17 protein-coding genes are annotated in these 18,767 nt (G+C 60.7%); 4 read left to right on the top strand and 13 right to left on the bottom strand.

The genetic code is table 11. From position 1 onward, the window contains the following. Nucleotides 1–111 precede the first annotated feature (111 nt). A complete protein-coding gene (locus CQ009_RS18695; RefSeq protein ID WP_105708082.1) occupies nucleotides 112–2,469 on the top strand; it encodes a tetratricopeptide repeat protein in 2,358 nt (785 codons plus the stop codon). A gap of 811 nt (nucleotides 2,470–3,280) precedes the next feature. Here the strand turns inward: CQ009_RS18695 and CQ009_RS18690 are convergent. The 3 genes from CQ009_RS18690 to CQ009_RS18680 all read right to left on the bottom strand — a co-directional run bounded on the left by CQ009_RS18690 (nucleotide 3,281) and on the right by CQ009_RS18680 (nucleotide 6,638). Beyond that, nucleotides 3,281–4,255 (bottom strand): hypothetical protein, encoded by a 975-nt coding sequence (locus CQ009_RS18690; protein WP_064391051.1) that lies wholly within the window; start codon nucleotides 4,253–4,255, stop codon nucleotides 3,281–3,283. A 233-nt stretch (nucleotides 4,256–4,488) separates the two neighbouring features. After that, nucleotides 4,489–4,968, bottom strand: coding sequence for a DUF934 domain-containing protein (locus tag CQ009_RS18685; RefSeq protein ID WP_105708079.1), 480 nt, complete (start codon nucleotides 4,966–4,968; stop codon nucleotides 4,489–4,491). Then, nucleotides 4,965–6,638 carry a nitrite/sulfite reductase gene (locus CQ009_RS18680; protein ID WP_064391049.1) on the bottom strand — a complete coding sequence of 558 codons (1,674 nt, stop codon included), beginning with the start codon at nucleotides 6,636–6,638 and terminating at the stop codon, nucleotides 4,965–4,967. Before CQ009_RS18680 ends, CQ009_RS18685 begins: the two co-directional genes overlap by 4 nt. 339 nt (nucleotides 6,639–6,977) lie before the next feature. Here CQ009_RS18680 and ccoN point away from each other — a divergent pair, with 339 nt between their 5' ends. Together ccoN and CQ009_RS18665 are read left to right on the top strand one after the other, a co-directional pair. Next, a complete protein-coding gene (gene ccoN, locus CQ009_RS18670; RefSeq protein ID WP_064391166.1) occupies nucleotides 6,978–8,405 on the top strand; it encodes a cytochrome-c oxidase, cbb3-type subunit I in 1,428 nt (475 codons plus the stop codon). 15 nt (nucleotides 8,406–8,420) lie between these two features. After that, nucleotides 8,421–8,642: a hypothetical protein gene (locus tag CQ009_RS18665; RefSeq protein ID WP_064391048.1), complete on the top strand. Its 222-nt coding sequence runs from the start codon at nucleotides 8,421–8,423 to the stop codon at nucleotides 8,640–8,642. Nucleotides 8,643–8,782: 140 nt separating this feature from the next. Here the strand turns inward: CQ009_RS18665 and CQ009_RS18660 are convergent, their stop codons facing one another. Beyond that, nucleotides 8,783–9,274: a hypothetical protein gene (locus CQ009_RS18660; protein ID WP_105708077.1), complete on the bottom strand. Its 492-nt coding sequence runs from the start codon at nucleotides 9,272–9,274 to the stop codon at nucleotides 8,783–8,785. 195 nt (nucleotides 9,275–9,469) lie between these two features. On the opposite strand from CQ009_RS18660, the gene CQ009_RS18655 reads away from it, so the two are divergent. After that, a complete protein-coding gene (locus CQ009_RS18655; protein WP_064391046.1) occupies nucleotides 9,470–10,162 on the top strand; it encodes an aspartate/glutamate racemase family protein in 693 nt (230 codons plus the stop codon). 1 nt (nucleotide 10,163) lies between these two features. Here CQ009_RS18655 and CQ009_RS18650 read toward each other — a convergent pair whose 3' ends face one another. The 9 genes from CQ009_RS18650 to CQ009_RS18600 form a co-directional block, all read right to left on the bottom strand. Then, nucleotides 10,164–10,682, bottom strand: coding sequence for a GNAT family N-acetyltransferase (locus CQ009_RS18650; protein ID WP_105708075.1), 519 nt, complete (start codon nucleotides 10,680–10,682; stop codon nucleotides 10,164–10,166). A gap of 175 nt (nucleotides 10,683–10,857) precedes the next feature. After that, on the bottom strand, nucleotides 10,858–11,838 hold the full coding sequence (locus CQ009_RS18640) for a LysR family transcriptional regulator (protein ID WP_105708072.1): 981 nt from the start codon (nucleotides 11,836–11,838) through the stop codon (nucleotides 10,858–10,860). Nucleotides 11,839–11,995: 157 nt separating this feature from the next. Further along, complete coding sequence (locus tag CQ009_RS18630; RefSeq protein WP_064391043.1) at nucleotides 11,996–12,943, bottom strand: peptidylprolyl isomerase; 948 nt, start codon at nucleotides 12,941–12,943, stop codon at nucleotides 11,996–11,998. Then, the gene (locus tag CQ009_RS18625) at nucleotides 12,940–13,410 is read right to left on the bottom strand and encodes a YbjN domain-containing protein (protein ID WP_064391042.1); all 471 of its coding nucleotides are present in this window, start codon (nucleotides 13,408–13,410) and stop codon (nucleotides 12,940–12,942) included. Before CQ009_RS18625 ends, CQ009_RS18630 begins: the two co-directional genes overlap by 4 nt. A gap of 30 nt (nucleotides 13,411–13,440) precedes the next feature. Further along, nucleotides 13,441–14,070 (bottom strand): DNA repair protein, encoded by a 630-nt coding sequence (locus tag CQ009_RS18620; protein ID WP_105708069.1) that lies wholly within the window; start codon nucleotides 14,068–14,070, stop codon nucleotides 13,441–13,443. A 17-nt stretch (nucleotides 14,071–14,087) separates the two neighbouring features. Then, nucleotides 14,088–15,785 carry a putative porin gene (locus CQ009_RS18615; protein WP_105708067.1) on the bottom strand — a complete coding sequence of 566 codons (1,698 nt, stop codon included), beginning with the start codon at nucleotides 15,783–15,785 and terminating at the stop codon, nucleotides 14,088–14,090. 39 nt (nucleotides 15,786–15,824) lie between these two features. Beyond that, nucleotides 15,825–16,529: an energy transducer TonB gene (locus CQ009_RS18610; RefSeq protein ID WP_093433049.1), complete on the bottom strand. Its 705-nt coding sequence runs from the start codon at nucleotides 16,527–16,529 to the stop codon at nucleotides 15,825–15,827. A 3-nt stretch (nucleotides 16,530–16,532) separates the two neighbouring features. Further along, nucleotides 16,533–16,958, bottom strand: a complete 426-nt coding sequence (locus CQ009_RS18605) for a biopolymer transporter ExbD (RefSeq protein ID WP_007915482.1) — start codon at nucleotides 16,956–16,958, stop codon at nucleotides 16,533–16,535. Nucleotides 16,959–16,969: 11 nt separating this feature from the next. Continuing rightward, nucleotides 16,970–18,766 carry a DUF2341 domain-containing protein gene (locus tag CQ009_RS18600; RefSeq protein ID WP_105708065.1) on the bottom strand — a complete coding sequence of 599 codons (1,797 nt, stop codon included), beginning with the start codon at nucleotides 18,764–18,766 and terminating at the stop codon, nucleotides 16,970–16,972. Nucleotide 18,767: the final 1 nt, after the last annotated feature.

Below are 18,767 nucleotides of genomic sequence, written 5' to 3'. Positions count from 1 at the left end.
GCTGCGTGGCGGATCACAACGGTCATTTGACAGACGCCTGTCATCCGGCAAAGCTGCATCGAGCTTGAACGCACGCCAGACGGCAAATGCACCTGGACTACGGAAGTCGCAATGCCCAAGCATAAAAATAAAACCGCACAACCTGACCCTGATTCGACTCGATCTTCACCCTCAAAATATCTGTTCCCGATCACCATTGGCGTGCTGCTGGCCGCCGTGGCGGGGATCGGCTGGTTTCTGTTCAGCCCCGCTTCGGTGCCGGTGAAACCTGCGCCGGTCAGCGCCCCCATTGTCGCCGCCAAGCCGCAAGCCGTGCTCGCAAGCAAACCAGCGACGATGGTCGATGAACAACAATGCCAGGGCTGCCACACCGAACAGGTCAAGGACTGGCAAGGTTCGCATCACCAATTGGCGATGCAGCCGGCGAACGCTGAAACGATGCTCGGCGATTTCAACAACATCACCTTCAAGGCCGAAAACGAGACCACGCGCTTTTCACGCAAGGACGATGAGTTCTGGGTCAACACGCCCGGCATCGACGGCAAGCATGCCGACTTCAAAGTCGCCTACACCTTCGGCATCGCGCCGTTGCAGCAATACCTGATCGAGGTTGGCGAAGGTCGCTTGCAGGCCCTCGGCGTGGCGTGGGATACCGAGAAACATCGCTGGTTTCATCTCTATCCCGGCCAGGGCGTCAACTTCAAGAATCCGCTGCACTGGAGCAAGCCGAGCCAGAACGCCAACTTCATGTGCGTCGAGTGCCACACCACCGGTTTCAAACGCAATTTTGATGCGGCCAGCAACACCTTCAACAGTCAGTGGAACAGCCTCGGTGTCGGCTGTCAGGCCTGTCACGGTCCGGCGTCCAATCACCTGGAATGGACGCAGAAAAAAGGCGATCTGATTCATCAGGGTTTCGCTGTCGATCTCAAGGACAAGAACGCCACCGTCGAGATCGAAACCTGCGCACGCTGCCATGCGCGCCGTGCGCCGTTGGGCGACGGCTACACCGTCGGCAAACGCTTGATGGACGATTATCTGCCGAGCCCCCTCACCCGTGAGCTGTACGCGCTGGACGGCAAGATCAAGGACGAAGTGTTCGAACACGGTTCGTTCCTGCAAAGCAAGATGTTCGACAAGGGTGTGCGCTGCAGCAATTGCCACAACCCGCACAGCAATGAACTGAAAGCACCGGGCAACGCGGTGTGTCTGCAATGTCACAACACTGCTGGCAAGACTTCGGTCGAGGGTGTGGACGGCAAGGGCCTGCAGGCGAAGAACTACGATTCCATTGAACACACCCGTCACACCATGGGTCAGCCCGGTTCGCAGTGCGTCGATTGCCACATGCCTGGCAAGTTCTATATGGGCAACGACTTCAGACATGACCACAGCTTCAGCATTCCCGACCCGGAACGCGCGCAGAAGCTCGGCACGCCGGATGCCTGTCTGACCTGCCATCAAGGCAAGGCCGGCGACAAGGTCACCGCACAATTCAAGCTGTGGAGCGCCTCCACCGCGCCGCAAGCACCGCGCTACGACGAAAGCCTGTGGCTGATCCGCAATGGGCGACCGGGCGCCGCTGATGCACTTTATGAGCAGTTGCAGCGCAGTAATCTGCCGGCGATTCAACGGGCGACATTGCTCGCGGAGCTGCCGCTGTATCCGAGTGAGCAAGCGTTGAAGCTGGCGACACAGGACCTGAAAAATCAGGCACCGCAGGTACGCGAAAGCGCCGTGCGGGCGATCAGCGCGTTCTTGCCGCCTCCGGAGCGTGCGCCGTTGTTGGCGCCGTTGCTGGGTGATCCGGTGAAAGCCGTACGCATCGTTGCCGCACGGGATCTGCTCAGTGTTGCGCGCAATGGCGGTCTCGGTTCTGCGCAAGCCAACTGGGATGCCGCAATTGCCGAATACGAAGCGGTGCAGAAGAGTCTGCTGGAACGCGCCGAAGCCAATCTGAACCTGGCGATGCTGTACCAGGCCAGTGGCCGTGGCGCGGAAGTTGAAGGTCTGTTGCGCTCGGCACTCAAGCGCGACCCGGATTTCTATCCGGCGCTGGTGACGCTGGTGCAATGGCTGGAAGCCAATGGTCGTGGTCAGGAAGCGCAGACGCTGTTGGATGACAGCCTCAAGCAACACCCGGACGCGGCGCTGTTGCAGCACACTCAAGGTCTGTCGCTGATCCGCGCGGGCAAAACTGCCGAAGCCATGGCACCGCTGAAGAAAGCTGCGCAACAGGAACCGCAGAACGCGCAGTACGGTTATGTGCTGGCGGTGGCGTTGCATGAAAGCGGCAAGGTCGATGAGGCGTGTGCGGTGCTCGAAGGTTTGCTCAAGACTCAACCGGCGAACCGTAATGCGCGGTTGTCGCTGATTCAGTGGTATCTCGACAGTGGGCAGGAACCGAAGGCGCAGGTGCTGTTGCAGGGGTGGAAGAAGATGAATATGGGGGATCCGGCGCTTAAGTGATCGGCTGGAGATTGTCGCCCCCTCACCCTAGCCCTCCCGAAACGTCGGACCGCCCAGAGGTAGAGGGGACCGATTGGGGGAGATTCAAGAGATACGCCGACTTGAGCGATAGGCTTTGAATCCATAATCGACTCGGTCTTTCACGTCGGTGCAGGGCCACAGACACCTCGGTCAGTCCCCTCTCCCTCCGGGAGAGGGTTAGGGTGAGGGGCTTTTCAAGGTTCAACCGTTTACCAGGAAAAGGCGCGGGTGCTGTTGCAGGGGTGGAAGAAGATGAATATGGGTGATCCGGCGCTCAAGTGATTGGCTGGAGATTGTCGCCCCCTCACCCTAGCCCTCTCCCAAGGTAGAGGGGACCGATTGGGGGATGTTCAAGAGATACACCGACGTGAACGATTGGCTTTGAATCGATAGTCGACTCGGTCTTTCACGTCGGTGCAGGACGACAGACACCTCGGTCAGTCCCCTCTCCCTCCGGGAGAGGGTTAGGGTGAGGGGCTTTTCAAGGTTCAACCGTTTACCAGGAAAAGGCGCGGGTGCTGTTGCAGGGGTGGAAGAAGATGAATATGGGTGATCCGGCGCTCAAGTGATTGGCTGGAGATCGTCGCCCCCTCACCCTAGCCCTCTCCCAGAGGTAGAGGGGACCGATTGGGGGAGATTCAAGAGATACGCCGACGTGAACGTATGGATTTGAATCCATAATCGACTCGGTCTTTCACGTCGGTGTCACTCGCCAGACACCTCGGTCAGTCCCCTCTCCCTCCGGGAGAGGGTTAGGGTTAGGGTGAGGGGCTTTCAAGGGTTCACCCCATTACCAGGACGAAGTCTCACCGCTGCGCAACGCCATCTCCCGCCGGCTGTTGATGTGCATCGCCTTGATCAGCGACACCGTGCCCACCAGCAAAATCGCCGCCCCCAACAGGAAGTCGATGTTGTACAACTGGAAGTCCTGCACCGGCCCGATCAGCAGCACCCGCACGATCGCAGCGCCCAACAGCGTGGCGAGAAAGTCGATCCCCGGTTCATTGCGGTAGAACACCAGCAGCAACGGCAGGCACAACACCAACAGCAGCAACAACACGACAACCTTGAACGAACCTTTGCGCTCGACGCTGAAGGCACATTCGTGGGGCCCGTAGGCCTTGTAATCCTCATCGCGGATCATCGAGGTTTTCTCGTTGATGTAGTCGACGCGGTTGTACTTCTGGATCGGCGTGAAGGTGTTGGACATCTCCATCAGCGTGGTGATGTTCTTGAAACGCAGGTCGATGCGCTCGCTGCCCTTGAGGTAATAGAGCACCGGTTTGTAGCCGTAGCGATACGTGTCGAACGGGAATTCGGTGACCTGGCCCTGCACGCCGATCGGACGTGATTCGAGTTGCGCGTAGGCGCTTTTGTTGGTCGTAGAGAGGTTGCGACTCAGTGGCTGGATCTTCACCTGTTCGAGGAATATCGGCGTGGCGCCGTAGGTCCACTGCAAGGGTTCCAGACGCAAACGCAGTTCGTTGCGACCGAGGTCATAGCGGTTGAAGGTACGTTCGGAGACCACCAGGGAGCCGCCGAGCATGAACTCGCCGCGCAGGTTGTTGGTGACGCGCAAGGTCAGTTGGTCCTTGCCCAGCAACGCTGCTTCCGTGGATGGCGGCGTGCCGCACCACGCGGTGCTTTCACCGACGCCGCCGAGCTGGCCGCCGCGGTTTTCCTTGAATACGTAAAAGTAACTGGCCCACAGCGTCACCATCAAAAGCAACGCTGTGAGGCCGAGAATTTTTTTGCCCGGACTCACTGATCAGACTCCCTTCTTCGGTTCCATCGTCCAGCCGAAAACCCGCTGGCGACGGCGACTCTACCAAAAGGCCACCATCGACCCAAGGAAAAATGCCCAACGAGTGAGGGTTGTAGGGGTTTCCCCGGTGTACATCGAAGATCAAAAGATCGTCCGAACGCGGCCCGAACCTGCGGCAGCTCCTACACGGGATCAAATGTAGGAGCTGCCGAAGGCTGCGATCTTTTTAACCGTCAACGCCGACGAAAAAGCGGACGCGGCTCGATCACCGAGCGCCCGTACAGCACACTCATGCCGGCCAATCCTTTCAGCGCATCCTCGGCGGATTTGTCCTCACGCACCGCAAAACTGTCGAACCCGCACTGGCGCATATGGCTGAGCTGATCACGCAGCACATCGCCAATCGCGCGCAACTCCCCTGTCCAACCAAACCGGCTGCGCAGCAGATACGCCTGACTGTAAGCACGCCCATCGCGAAAGCTCGGGAAATCCAGCGCAATCAGTGGCAACGAGGCCAGCCACGGCAGCAGGCTTTCAACCTCATCGTCCGGCCCAAGCCACACGGCGTGAGTCGCCGGCGATTGCAGCCAATGCGCCAACGGCAGCATCAACAACCCCGAAGGCCGTGGCGTCGAAGGCTCACGCACCAGCGTCCACGGATCGTTCGTCACTATTCGCGCCACGCCCTGCTCCAGCCGCAACAGATTATTCATACCGCGGCCTCCAGCGTCTTCGGATAGACCCGTTCCTTGAACGGCTCCAGGCCTATTCGCGCCACGGTGTCGATAAACAATTCCTCATGCTCGCGATAGCGCACAAACGTGCCGATAATCCGCTCGATCACCTGCGGCACTTCGGCAGCGCTGAACGACGGGCCGATGACTTTGCCCAGCGCGCTGTGCTTGCCTTGGGCGCCGCCGAGGGTGATCTGATACCACTCGCTGCCGTTCTTATCGACGCCAAGAATGCCGATATTGCCAATGTGGTGATGGCCGCAGGCGTTCATGCAGCCGGAGATGTTCAGGCTGATATCGCCCAGATCATGCAGGAAATCGAGGTTATCGAAGCGCGCCTGAATTGCCTGGGCAATCGGGATCGACTTGGCATTGGCCAACGCGCAGAAATCGCCACCGGGGCAGGCAATGATGTCGGTGAGCAGGCCGACGTTGGCGCTGCCCAGATCGTGTTTGCACGCCAGTTGCCACAACGCGTAGAGGTCGCTCTTCGCCACGTCGGGCAGGACGATGTTCTGCTCATGGGCGATACGGATCTCGCCGAAACCGAAACGCTGCGACCAGTCGGCCACCGCCAGCATCTGTACACCGGTCACATCCCCTGGCGGCGACGTCGGGCCCGGTTTGGTCGACAACACCACGCTGGTGTAACCCGAGACCTTGTGCGGCTGCACGTTGCGCGCGACCCAACGGGCGAACGCCGGGCTTTGCGCCAGACGCGTGCCGAAGTCCAGATCGGTGTCGGCCAAGGTCTGATAAACCGGCGGCACGAAGGCACTGGCGACCCGTTGATATTCGGCTTCGGTCAACTGCGCCGGGCCATCCTTGAGGTGTTGCCACTCCTCCTCGACTTCCTTGGCAAACGCCTCGATGCCCAACGCCTTGACCAGAATCTTGATGCGCGCCTTGTACTTGTTGTCGCGCCGGCCGTGACGGTTGTACACGCGCAAAACCGCTTCGACGTAGGACAGCAAATGCTGCCATGGCAAACCTTCGCGAATCTGCAAACCGAGAATCGGTGTGCGCCCCAGGCCACCACCGACGATCACTCGCAGCAACATCTGCCCGTCGCGCCCGGGGTAAAGATACAGGCCGATGTCGTGCATCATGATCGCCGCGCGATCCTGCTTCGCCGAGCAGATGGCGATCTTGAATTTGCGTGGCAGGAAGAGGAATTCCGGGTTGATCGTCGACCACTGCCGCAGGATCTCGGCCAGCGGGCGCGGGTCGATCATTTCGTCTGCGGCGACCCCGGCGAACGCTTCGGTGGTGATGTTGCGCACGCAGTTGCCCGATGTCTGGATCGCATGCATGTTCACTTGCGCCAAGCGTTCGAGGATGTCCGGCACCTCGGCCAGCTCGATCCAGTTGAACTGCATGTTCTGCCGCGTGGTGAAGTGGCCGTAACCACGATCGTAGTCACTGGCGATGCTGGCCAGCGTGCGCATCTGCTCGGCGCTCAAGGTGCCGTAGGGAATCGCTACGCGCAGCATGTAGGCATGTTTTTGCAGGTACAGGCCGTTTTGCAGGCGCAGCGGCAAAAACTCCTCTTCGCTCAATTCCCCGGCCATGAAGCGCTCGACCTGATCGCGGAATTGCGCAACGCGCTCGAACACCAGCGCCCGGTCGTAATCATCGTATTGATACATGCGTGCCACCTCATCAGTTATTCCTGTGGGAGCGAGCCTGCTCGCGAATGCGGTGTGTCAGGCAACTGCATTGTTGGCTGACACACCGCATTCGCGAGCAGGCTCGCTCCCACAGTTTTCTTCAAAGCACTATGACGAAGCAGCGCAGCGCGTTACAGATTCACCTGAAGCGATAAAAACCATATCAGGGCGCGGCAGAACGCCGCAGCCAGTACTTACATCTGATCCGCACAAATGAACAATTCCTGAGCCTGTTTTGTTTCTGACGGGGTTTCTACAGTGCAGCTCATGCCAGACCGGGTGGCCTGGCAAGACTTTGCAACCGTGGATGAACTGACCATGAGCACAGCAACAATCGGACAGGCTTATAACTACAAGGTCGTCCGTCAATTCGTCATCGCCACAATTTTCTGGGGTGTGGTGGGTATGGCAATGGGCGTGTTGATCGCCTCGCAACTGGTCTGGCCAGAGATGAACCTGGACCTGCCGTGGACCACCTTCGGCCGCTTGCGCCCGCTGCACACCAGCCTGGTGATTTTCGGCTTCGCCGGCAGCGCGCAATTTGCCGCCAGTTACTACGCGGTGCAACGCACCTGTCAGGTGCGGCTGTACTCGGACGCCCTCGCCGCATTCACTTTCTGGGGCTGGCAGTCAGTGATCGTGATCATGCTGATCACCCTGCCGATGGGCTACACCACTACCAAGGAATACGCCGAAATCGAATTCTCCGGCGCGGTGTGGATGGCCGTTGTCTGGGTCGCCTACGCCGTGGTGTTCTTCACCACCGTGGTGCAACGCAAGACCAAACACATCTACGTCGGCAACTGGTTTTTTGGCGCGTTCATTCTGGTGATCGCCATGTTGCACGTGGTCAATCACCTGTCGATTCCGGTGGACTGGTTCAAGTCTTATCCGGTGTATTCCGGCGCCACCGACGCCATGGTGCAGTGGTGGTATGGGCATAACGCGGTGGGTTTCTTCCTGACCACAGGCTTCCTCGGCATGATGTATTACTTCGTGCCGAAACAGGTCAATCGGCCGGTGTATTCGTATCGCTTGTCGATCGTGCATTTCTGGGCGCTGATCACCCTGTACATCTGGGCCGGCCCGCACCATTTGCACTACACCGCGCTGCCGGACTGGGCGCAGTCACTGGGCATGGCCATGTCGCTGATCCTGCTCGCGCCGAGCTGGGGCGGCATGATCAATGGCATGATGACCTTGTCCGGCGCCTGGCATAAGTTGCGCACTGACCCGATCCTGCGCTTCCTCGTGCTGTCGCTGGCGTTCTACGGCATGTCGACATTTGAGGGGCCGATGATGGCGATCAAAACCGTCAACGCCCTCTCCCACTACACCGACTGGACCATCGGCCACGTCCACGCCGGCGCGTTGGGCTGGGTGGCGATGATCACCTTTGGCGCGACCTATCACATGGTGCCAAAAGTGTTTGGCCGCGAGCAGATGTACAGCACGCCGCTGATCAACCTGCACTTCTGGCTGGCGACCATCGGCACCGTGTTGTACATCGCGTCGATGTGGGTCAACGGTATCACCCAGGGCCTGATGTGGCGGGCGATCAACGAGGACGGCACGCTGACTTACTCATTTGTCGAAGCGCTGCAGGCCAGTCATCCGGGGTTCATCGTGCGCTTCGCCGGGGGGGTGTTTTTCCTCACCGGGATGTTGCTGATGGCCTACAACGTCTGGCGCACGGTGCGGGTCGCCGACGTCGCACTGGCCCACCGTGAAGCGCAAATCGCCTGAGGCGGGGAGCCGGTCATGCTGGAGATTTTTTTCGATGTGCTGGGCGTGGTGTTTCTGTGGCTGGCGGTCGAGTACTGCTTGCGGCGGGAGACGGCGGACAGTCTGGATGAGGCGAGCATGGTGCCGTTTGCCGACGATCCGGAAGTGGCGCGGCGGGTGGAGCTGGCCACCGGTAAAACCGTGAAAGCGGTGGCGCCCGAGGTGGCGAAGCCGGGGTGGGTCAATCTCGATATGTAGCCTTCTCGCCTTGATCGTTCCCACGCTCTGCGTGGGAATGCAGCCCGGGACGCTCTGCGTCCCAAAAGCCGAACGCGGAGCGTCCGTAGAGGCGTTCCCACGCAGAGCGTGGGGACGATCATCGCGAGAGTCCGTGTGATCTAGGCGCGATCGCGGGGGATCAGACTTTGCAGTTGCTGGGCAAGGAAGTTGGCATCGAAGGCGAAGGTATCCGGGTCCTTCAGGCCATTGGTCTTGCGCCACTGCCACGCGCCGTCCGGCAATCCCACCAGCGAAATGCTGCCATAGCGCGCTGCCGTCAGCCCCATCACCGCCAGGGAAATCTGTCCCGCGCTGCCCATTACGTCTGGCACAAACTCGACCGGTTTTCCAGCGATGACGATGCTCAGTTTTTCGGTCTTGAAGGTCGATGTCTCCACCGGCGTGCTCGGCCCGAATGCGACATACGGTTCGCGGCTGACTTCCAGCAGATTCGGCGCTTGCACCGGTTCCAGCCATTGCTGAATATCGCCGAACAACGCGGTAATCCGTGTTGCCCAGACTTGCGACTGCGTTTCGAAAACCTGCTTCTTGTGCGCTTCGCTTTCGGCATAGTGACGAAGCATCTCGCCCAGTTGTTGAACGTCGCTCATTGCGGTGTGCCTCGGAAAGGATCCTGCGAAACACCATAGTGGCAGATCGGAGCCTCTCTGTACGGTCAGAAACACCATGACACTTGCGCGAAAGATCAGCGGTACAGTCAGTTGCTGCTGGTATCGTGCCGGAAACCGAAGGAAACTCCTGGCAGACCTGAATACTCGACACTGTCATTTGCCTGAGGACATCCAATGCGCACCATCGGCCTGATCGGCGGCATGAGCTGGGAATCCAGCGCCGAATACTATCGACTCATCAATCAACACGTCCGTGATCGTCTCGGCCCTTTGCGCTCGGCACAATTGCTGATGTACAGCGTCGACTTCGGCCCTGTCGAACAGGCCCAGCACGCCGGGCGCTGGGACGATGCGGCGGCGATTCTGGTCGATGCTGCGCGCAGGCTGGAAGCGGGAGGCGCGGAATGTGTGGTGCTGTGTACCAACACCATGCACAAGGTCGCCGAGCAGATTCAGGCGGCGATCAGCATTCCGTTTTTGCACATTGCCGAACCGGCCGCGCAGGCTGCCCTGGACATTGATGCGCGCACCGTCGGTTTGCTCGGCACCGCATTCACGATGGAACAGGACTTTCTCAAGCAACGCCTGGTCGCCAAGGGTTTGACCGTATTGGTGCCGGACGAAGCCGAGCGCAAGGACGTGCACCGAATCATCTACGACGAACTCTGCGTCGGCGTGATCAGCGATCAGTCGCGGCAAATCTATCAGCGGGTGATCGAATCCCTCACCGCTCGTGGCGCGCAGGCGATCATTCTCGGTTGCACGGAAATTGGCCTGTTGCTCAAACCCGAACACAGCGCCCTGCCCCTGCTCGACACCACCGAGCTGCATGCGCAGTCGGCGGTGGCGTTCGCGCTGGGCGAGTAAGTCAGGTTTTCGAACGATTGCGCAGGCGGGCCATGCTCAGGGTGTCGACCCACTGCCCGTCGCGCACCGCGTAATCGCGAAACAGGCCTTCGTCCTCGAAACCGAATTTGCGGTAGAGCGCGATGGCGGCCTCGTTGTCGGCGTAAACCGAGAGTTCGACGCGGTGCAGGTTCATCCAGTTGTCGGCGACGTCGAGTGCCGCCGCCAACAGCTTCGAACCCACGCCTTTGCCCTGCCACGCCCCGGCGACTGCCATACCGACGCTGCCGGCGTGGCTGCGGCGAATCCGCGAATAGTTTTCCAGCCCCAGATGGCCGATCACCACGCCCTGATGCAGCGCGACCAGCTTCAACACCCGTTCATTTTCCGCCAGCAACCGTTGGCGCCAGACGTCGACGGACTGAAACGGCATCTGCAACACTTGCCGGGTGACGGCCCGCTCGTTGTAGAGCGCAGTGACAGCCTCGAGGTGCGCCTCGCTGAAGCGTTCGATGTGAATGGCGGCGTTGTGGTCGGGCATGGCGGATCCTTCCTGGATCGATGTGTGGCTGACCACTCTAAACCGCCAAACACGACATCTGCCATAGGTAAATACTTGTAGGAGTGAGCCTGCTCGCGATAGCGGTGTGTCAGTCAACATTGATCAATCTGACACACCGCTATCGCGAGCAGGCTCGCTCCTACAGGGGAATGCGTCAGGGCTGGAACCATTCCTGGCGTTCGTTGAAAGTGTGGTGGATGAGGTCGGTGAGGGTCTGCACTTCGGGCATGCTCTGCGATTCAGCGTTGACCGCCAGCCACGCCTGCAATTGCATCGGTTCCTCGAACAGCCCCGGTAGCGCAATCAGGCCTCGATCAAAGCGGCTCATATACGCCGGCAGCAAACCAATGCACGCGCTGCAACGGATCATCTCCAGCATCAGTTCATAGGACTGCATCTGCACCACCCCGGCCAACCGCTGTTCGACCAGCTCATTCCATGGGCGAAAGCTATGGATCTGCCGGTCGTGTTGCCATTGCACCAGCATGAAGTCGGCGAGGTCGTCGGGGGTGTCCGGGCGCGCGGTAACGCGGGAGTAGCGTTTGGCGATGTGCGGCAGGTAGTCGAGACGCGCCAGCGGTTGCGGTTCGCTGGTGGCGAAGGTCGGGCCGGGGTGTGGGGTTTCGCCGTGGGCGAGCCAGAGGACGATGTCGGCGCTGACCGCGCGCAGGGACAATTCGCTGTCCAGCGCGATGATTTCCAGGCGCACACTGGCGTTGCGGCGCAGCAGCGCGATCAGGTCGCGGCCGAGGATGTCATGCAGGATCGATTCGGCGACGGCCAGGCGAATCAGCGGTTGCTCGATCACCGGGAGTTTGCGTTCGTTGGCCAGCGCCACCAGTTTGGCCTGTAGCTGTTGGCCTTCGCGGGTCAGGCTCAGGGCGCTGCCCTGAAAGCTGAACAGTGAGTGCTGGAGCTCTTGTTCAAGCTGCGCCAACTGTTTGCGCAGCAAGGTCGAGCGTACGTTGAGGCTGCGCGCGGCTTGCATGAAGCAGCCGCAGCGGGCGCTGACCAGGAAATATTGGGCGATATCGGCATTGATCGCGGCGGCTTGTGCCAGCCAGGAATCGCTTTTGTCCTGCGCCCAGCAGTACTCGGCGCTGCCCTGTCGTTCTGCGGGTTCGGTGAATGACATCGATGACTCCCTGTCGATCTTTGTGGTTGCCTTTACGCAATTCCTTGTAGGAGTGAGCCTGCTCGCGATAGCGGTGTGTCAGTCGACATTGCTTAACCTGACACACCGCTATCGCGAGCAGGCTCACTCCTACAGGGGGCTTGTGGTGACGGTGGGATTAGCGTTTTTCCTCTAGGACTTTGTTGAGTTCAGCGCCGTCGATGCTCAGTGTTGCGGTGTTGAGCATTCCGTCCAGATAGGCTTGGGCGATTTGCTCCTGGCGCTGCGCACGCAAGGCCTGGGTCAGTTGATCGCGCAGTTCATCGAGGGTTGCGGTGCGTGCAGGCTGTTGCTCGGTGAGTTTGATTACGTGAAACCCGGCCGCACTTTGGACGGGATCAGAGACTGCGCCGACCTTGAGCCGCGCCACAGCGCCACGCACCTCCGGAACGAGTTGCTGCAACGGTTGCAGGCCACTATCGCCGCCGCGTTCAGCGGTGACGCGATCCTGTGAATATTGAGTCGCCAGCGCGGCAAATTCTGCCGGCGTCGCCTGGGCTTTCTTGCTCAGTTCGAGCGCCTGCTTGCGCACCGATTCAAGATTCTGCGGATCATTCACCCCAAGGAAAATCTGACTGACCCGATACAGCGCCGGGGTCTGCCAATTGGCTTTGCCCGCGTCATAAGCCTGCTGCAATTCAGCCGCACTCGGATAATCCGCCGGCACTTCACTGACCGAACGCAAGTAATCGCGAAAGACAATCTGCTCGGTGGCCGCACGAGTCTGCCGCGCAACCTCCGGGCGCTGCGCCCAACCCTGCGCATCAGCCTGCTCCAGCACCGCTTTCTCGGCCAGACGCGTGCGAATCCAGCGTTCCAGCGCCTCACGATTGCCGCGCAATTGTTCGCGGGTCTCTGGCGGGACTGTCGCGAGCAGGGTCTGAAGTTCCGCAGGGGTTACCTGCTGATTACCCAACCGCGCCACCGCCGGCCCCGCAGCAACCGCCGCCACTGGCGACGATTGCTGGGCGGCGACCGGGTCACTGCCCGGTCGCACCACCAGCGCCACGGCCACCACCAACAGCGCTACCGCAGCGGCGCTGATCACCATGGCAGGCTTTTTCACAGCGCGACTTCCTCTTCCTCGGCCACGGCGACTTTGGCGGTCTGCGCGCTGCCGTTCTGGGTGAAGTCACGCAGATAAACGATGAACTCCTGCAGCAGACGATCCCACAATTCCAGGTTGCCACGCAGGTGATCGTTGCTCACGCCCGCCGCCACGACCACGTCCATTTCCATCACCAGAAACTCGCCCTGCAACGACAAGCGCGCAAAACGGCGCGTGGCGTTCCACTGCTCGGCCACACCCTGCGGCAACTCACCCTGCACCCGCAGCGCACAGCTGAACGTGAAATCGACGTAGCTGCCCTGCTCCACCGCCGGGTTGCCGAAACGCACGGCGTAACCAATGCCCTGGCTGGCGCTGAGCAACTGGACGATGCCGTTCTGTTCGGTCTGATTGACGCGATAACCGGCCGCTTGCAGGACGTCGGTCAGGGATTGTGGCGATACGTGGCTGATCAATTGAGTCATTGTTTCTTCCTTGTTTAGCAGTCTTTTAAATCAATGCGCGAGCGCGGCTTGCGGCGCGTCGAATTGAGTCTTGTAGAGCTCGTCACCGAACCCCTGAGCCAGTTCATCGAACTTGACCCGGGCGCTGCCCGCGAAGGGCTGGCGGATCTTCATCACCTCGGCCACGTCGATGTTTTCGTAGGCAGTGAGGATCTGTTTGGCGACGCCGTACATCTGCTGATTCTTGACTGAACATTGCTGCACTTGTGTGTCACGTTCAGTCAATTGCGCTTGAAGCTTAGACCGTTCTGCCTCTTTGGCACGGGCCATGACGAGCAACTCGTCATAGGCCTTTTTGAACTTGCCGGTCTGCTCGGCGCTGGCTGCCACTTGTGCCTGCGCCTGGCTGTGCAGGCTCTGTTGCTGTCCGGCCAATTGCTCGGCAACGCCTTTGGCCTTGGCCAGTTCGGCAGTCAATTGCTTGATTTGCGCCTGCGCAGCCTTGGCTTCGTTTTGCGCCGCCAGTTGCGCGGCGCTGGCCTGGGCCTGCTGACTTTGCAGGGTCTGCAGTTGCTGAGCGGTGCTGCGCAATTGCGTGCGCAGGCGTTCTTCCATGCCTTCGGCATGCGCTCCAGTGGCGATCAAAAGCCCGAGCCCGAGCCACACAAATCGCGTTTTCATAACCCTCTCCCGGCGCCTTAGAAGCGCGTGTTGATCTCAAGCTGCAAGACGTCGATGTCGAACGGCGCGCCGTACACCGCTTCGGTGCTCATCCAGCGACCGGTGGCATAAACGTTCTTCGCCAGACCGTAGTTGCCACCCATGAAATAACCCTTGGCGTTGGTGCCGCCGAGGTGGAACGAGGAGTCGTTGAAGCCATCTGGCAAGGCATCCGGCTGGATGTACTTGTAGCCAGCGAACAGATTCCAGTCGCCCTGCTTTTTCAGGTCCAGTGCGCTGCCGAGGGTGAACTGCACCATCCACGCATTGGCGCCGCTTTCGATGTTGCCGTTGCTGTCGAGGTTGTTGACGATCTGCCCGGCGGAACGCTTGCGCATGTCGCCTTCGTCGTACGCGAGGTTGTGGATGTAGTTGCCCTGGCTGCGCAGTTTGAAGTCTTCCGGCAGGTCGGCGTCCCACACCACGTTCAGATCAAGCAGATTGAACTCCGAAGCGAGGCCGACGAATTGCGGCTGCGGCGTGGTGGTCGGGTTGAGCGGGTTCGGCGTGATGTCGCGCAGCAGGAACACGCTGTTGCCCTTCTGCATGAACGCCGTGCGGCTGCCGTCGCTGTCGCAGCCCGGCGCACCGGCCCACGGCTCGCAAGGGCTGGAGCGCTCGCCCTGAATGTCGTCGAAACGGTAGTACGCCAACGCGCCCTTCAAGCGGTTGTTGCTGTTGATCGCCCATTTGGCGCCGACTTGCGCGCCGTACAGCCACTTGTTGTCGCTCTCTTCCTTGTCGAAGCCGTTGCTGCTGGCGGTGTCGTTGGTGTAATCCACCGGGAACGCGCCGACGGTGCCGAACACCCCCCAATCGCGGTTGAGCTTGTGGTCGAAAATCGCCGCGACACCGTCGAAATTCAAGTCGTTGGAATAGAGCATGTCGGTGGACATGAACGGATTGGCGAAGCGCCCGCCGGTCAGGGTCAGCTCATCCGTCGGCTTCCAGTTGAGGTAGCCCTGATCGAGCCAGATGTCCTTTTTGGCGAAACCGCCGCCGAGGTTTTGCGTGGTCGACACCGGGTTGTTGTCCGAACCGGTGCCGATACGAATGCCGGCGGTCCATTGCGGCGAGATCTCGGCTTTCATGCCCAACCGTGCGCGGATGCGGAACTGGTTGGTGCGGTCTTCGCGGGTGTTGAGCAGCGGCGGCAGGCTGGTGCTGCTGTTGGGATTCACATCGTACGGGCCGTTGTTGTTGAGCTTGGCGAAGTCGACGATCTCGTTGCTGTTGCTGTCCGAGTAGTAGCGCGATTCGTTGCGCAAGCGAATGTCGCCGTCGAAACTGATGCGCGCAGCCCATTCCGGGAAGCTGTTGGGCGCGGCCCAGTTTTCCTGTTTGGCAGTGGCCATGACTTCGGCTTTGACCTGATCGCGTATCTGGTCGCGCACCGCGGCCGGCACATATTGCACACGCACGTCGCCCGGCGCCGCCACTGGTCCGGCTGCGACTGCGGTAGACGCAGCGGCCTGTTTGGCCTGGGCCGCTTCGTTCTGCGCCTGAGCGATCAGTGCGTCGGCCTTGTCCTGTTTCAGAATGCCCTGCTCGACCAGCAAGCGGATCAGATTGATCGTGGCGTTCTCCGAGGGCGCAGGCGCTGCCGCGGCCTGACCGACCAGGGTCGCAATGACCATGCCGACCGCCAGGGACAATCGATTCACGTTGGAAATCATCTGCACACAACTCCTTTTGCCAAAGCGTAAATAAATGAATTAACCCGGACGCCGCCCTTGCAGGGACAGGCGCACAGGCAAAGTGATGGAGGCCGGTGGCCGTTCGCTCAGTGCCGGGGCACCGCGCAGCGCCGCCAACACTTGGGTATCGATTTCGGGGTTGCCGCTGGACTTGATCAGCTCGACCCGGGTGATCTCGCCGACGCCGCTCAACCAGACATCGGCCTGCAACGAGAACGCGAGGTTGCGCAGCTCAGGGTTCTCGCGCAGCAAACGCTGGAAGGTGAACGCCAGAAACTGGCTGTACGTCCCCGTGCCCAAACGCCCACCACCAGTGCCAGCCATGCCGCCGCCCTTGCCCGCGCCGATGTTGAAGGCGTCGTTGCCGGATTGCGCATCGCCGTCCATTTGCATCGGGTTGGCCAGATCGTCCGCCGGGGATGGCGGCGCTTCTTCCTCGGGCTTGACCTCTTCGGGTTCCGGCGTCGGTTCTGGCTCGACGACTTTTTCTTCCACCGGGGTTTCCGGCTCCGGCGGTTTTTCCGGCGGCGGAGGTGGCGGTGGTGGCAACGGAATGATCGTCGGCACCTTCGGCGCTTCGCGGCGGATGCCGCTCATGTCGTTGGCCCACTGCCACAGGAACCACGCGGCGAGCGCGCCGATCAGCAATCCGGCGCCCCACTTGGCGTAACGCAGCGCCGGTTTTTTCACCGGCAGCGGCTCGATCGGGAGTTGTGCGGTCATGACTCAGCCCTGACTCGGTTTGCCGGTGACGAGACCGACCTGGGACAGTTCGAGCCGGCGCAACAGATCCAGCACTTCGATGACTTTCTGGTATTGCACCGTCGCGTCGCCGCGCACGATCACCGGGAAATCCGGGCTCTGCGCCTTCTCGATGCGCAGGCGTTCTTCGAGCTCGGCCAAGGTCACCGGGTAAGCGTCAAGGAACACCTGGCCGCCGTCGTTGACCGAGATCGCCTTGGTCTTGGCCTCGGACAGCGACACGGAAGCGCTGGCCTTGGGCAAATTGATCTGGATCCCCGAGACCTGCGCGGTGGCAGTGAGGATGAACATCACCAGCACCACCATCAGCACGTCGACCAGCGGGGTGATGTTGATGCTGTCCACCGCTGCATCTTCGTCATCGTCGTGGGAGGCATTTACAGACGCCATGTCAGTGCTCCTCAGGCCGGTACGGAGTGGTTGGCGTGATGGCCGCGATGCGACGCCTCACTGAACTGGCTCTCGCCATGCATCTCCGCCAGGCGGGTGATGAACTCGTCGACGAACACGCGCATGTCAGCGCTGACTTCCTTGTTGCGGGTGATCAGGCGGTTGTAACCAAACAGCGCTGGAATCGCGACGAACAGGCCCATTGCCGTGGCCAGCAACGCAGCAGCCATACCCGGGGCGATGGCGTTGATATTCACGTCACCGGCCATCGCCGTGCCGAGGAACACCACCATGATCCCCAGCACGGTGCCGAGCAGGCCGATGTACGGGCCGCCGGCGATGGCGTTGGACAGGGTCGAAAGTTTCGAGCTGAGCTGCTGGTTTTCGCGGGTACGCACGCCGTCCATCGAGCAGCGGATCGCTTCGATGGTCGCCGCTGAAACCGACGAGGTATCGGCGCCCTGCTCGCGACGGGTGCGAATCTCTTTGACCGCCACCAGGTACAGACGCCACAGCGACGAATGCTGCAAGCGCTGGGCGAGTTGCGCGTCGTCGGCGAACATCTCCAGACGCGTGCCGACCTTGGCGAACTGCACACGGAAGTCTTCGTTGGCGGCAGACACGCGGCTGAGGCTGCGGTTTTTGCGCAGCATGATGATCCACGACTGGAACATCATCAGCACCAGCACGGCGATGATCACCCAAGCGTCGATTGGCACCGCGTTGAGCAGGAAGCCGAGGCTGCCGAAGCCAAAACCGGACTGTTCTTCGTCGACGCCGTAAGCGACCAGTTTCGACTCGGCGCCTTGGGAAGTCGCGTCCGCCAGCAACAGCGCTGCCGGGCGTGAAACCTTCGACAGGCGCAATTCATCGATAGCGCCCACAAAAGGCTGGAACGGGCCTTCGTGCAGGTCGGCGCCGATGGCCATGACCGAGTTGAAGGCCGGCATCGCCTGAGCGAGCATGGCAGCTTCGCGACCGTTGATGAACAGGGTCACTTTCGAGCCTTCAGCGGAGAGCGCAACGTGTTGCCATTGGCCCGGGTTCAGCGCTTGCGTGGCGACGGCGCGTTGGCCATCGACTTCCACAAACGGTACGCCTTGATTCGCACCGATCAGCAGACTGTTGGCGCCTTCGCGACGGGCGAGAATCAGTTGTTCGCCACTGGCCTGATCCAGTCGCAACCAGGCACTGAAAGTGAATGCACTGCCGGCGTTGTGTTGCAACGAAGGACTCGCCGGCAGCAACAACGGCTGGCCGCTGAACTGCAACGCGCGCCCTACTACACCGTCAATCGCCGCGCCGGTCGCACTTTGCGCCGTGTTGCCATAGGCGGTGGTGTCTTTGGCCGGGGCGCCGGTGGCGCCGTCGAAGTGATAAAGCGCGGTGTAATTCGGGTCGAAAGTCAGTTGGCCGTTGCCAGTCGCCGGGGCCTTCTGATTGCCGTAGTACATCCAGATGTCCTGACGCTGCCCGCCCTCGACATTCGGCACATCGACCCAGATCAGCGCCATGCCCATCAACGCGTCGAAACTCTCGATCTGATGGTTGAGCACGGTTTTGTCATCGGCGGCGACAAAGCGCAGGTCCGAACCGTCCTCCTTCACCCCATCGAAGGTGAAGTTGCCGGTGTGCAGACGCACCAGCAGCGCGGTGCGGCCGAGGGCCTGATTGATCGCCGCGCCTTGTGGCGTGGTGTCGACGGCAATCTGTTTGCGATAGTGCCAGTCGTCCTGCCACCAGGCCTGAGCCGTGGCCGGGAGCACGAAGCCCAGGCAGATCAACAACGAAAGAATGAGGCGCTGCATG

It is taken from the genome of Pseudomonas sp. MYb2, from assembly GCF_002979955.1.
Classification (GTDB): domain Bacteria; phylum Pseudomonadota; class Gammaproteobacteria; order Pseudomonadales; family Pseudomonadaceae; genus Aquipseudomonas.
The sequence above is the reverse complement of the archived record's forward strand: the minus strand, read 5'-3'. Positions and strand labels throughout refer to the sequence as shown.

Bases quoted from the DNA above. Each gene is read 5' to 3' on its own strand.
- CQ009_RS18680 (WP_064391049.1), bottom strand. From the start codon at position 6,638: ATGTATCAATACGATGATTACGACCGGGCGCTGGTGTTCGAGCGCGTT.
- CQ009_RS18610 (WP_093433049.1), bottom strand. From the start codon at position 16,529: ATGACCGCACAACTCCCGATCGAGCCGCTGCCGGTGAAAAAACCGGCG.
- CQ009_RS18600 (WP_105708065.1), bottom strand. From the start codon at position 18,766: ATGCAGCGCCTCATTCTTTCGTTGTTGATCTGCCTGGGCTTCGTGCTC.
- CQ009_RS18665 (WP_064391048.1), top strand. From the start codon at position 8,421: ATGCTGGAGATTTTTTTCGATGTGCTGGGCGTGGTGTTTCTGTGGCTG.
- ccoN (WP_064391166.1), top strand. From the start codon at position 6,978: ATGAGCACAGCAACAATCGGACAGGCTTATAACTACAAGGTCGTCCGT.
- CQ009_RS18620 (WP_105708069.1), bottom strand. From the start codon at position 14,070: ATGAAAACGCGATTTGTGTGGCTCGGGCTCGGGCTTTTGATCGCCACT.
- CQ009_RS18615 (WP_105708067.1), bottom strand. From the start codon at position 15,785: ATGATTTCCAACGTGAATCGATTGTCCCTGGCGGTCGGCATGGTCATT.
- CQ009_RS18695 (WP_105708082.1), top strand. From the start codon at position 112: ATGCCCAAGCATAAAAATAAAACCGCACAACCTGACCCTGATTCGACT.
- CQ009_RS18625 (WP_064391042.1), bottom strand. From the start codon at position 13,410: ATGACTCAATTGATCAGCCACGTATCGCCACAATCCCTGACCGACGTC.
- CQ009_RS18640 (WP_105708072.1), bottom strand. From the start codon at position 11,838: ATGTCATTCACCGAACCCGCAGAACGACAGGGCAGCGCCGAGTACTGC.
- CQ009_RS18685 (WP_105708079.1), bottom strand. From the start codon at position 4,968: ATGAATAATCTGTTGCGGCTGGAGCAGGGCGTGGCGCGAATAGTGACG.
- CQ009_RS18660 (WP_105708077.1), bottom strand. From the start codon at position 9,274: ATGAGCGACGTTCAACAACTGGGCGAGATGCTTCGTCACTATGCCGAA.
- CQ009_RS18655 (WP_064391046.1), top strand. From the start codon at position 9,470: ATGCGCACCATCGGCCTGATCGGCGGCATGAGCTGGGAATCCAGCGCC.
- CQ009_RS18605 (WP_007915482.1), bottom strand. From the start codon at position 16,958: ATGGCGTCTGTAAATGCCTCCCACGACGATGACGAAGATGCAGCGGTG.
- CQ009_RS18650 (WP_105708075.1), bottom strand. From the start codon at position 10,682: ATGCCCGACCACAACGCCGCCATTCACATCGAACGCTTCAGCGAGGCG.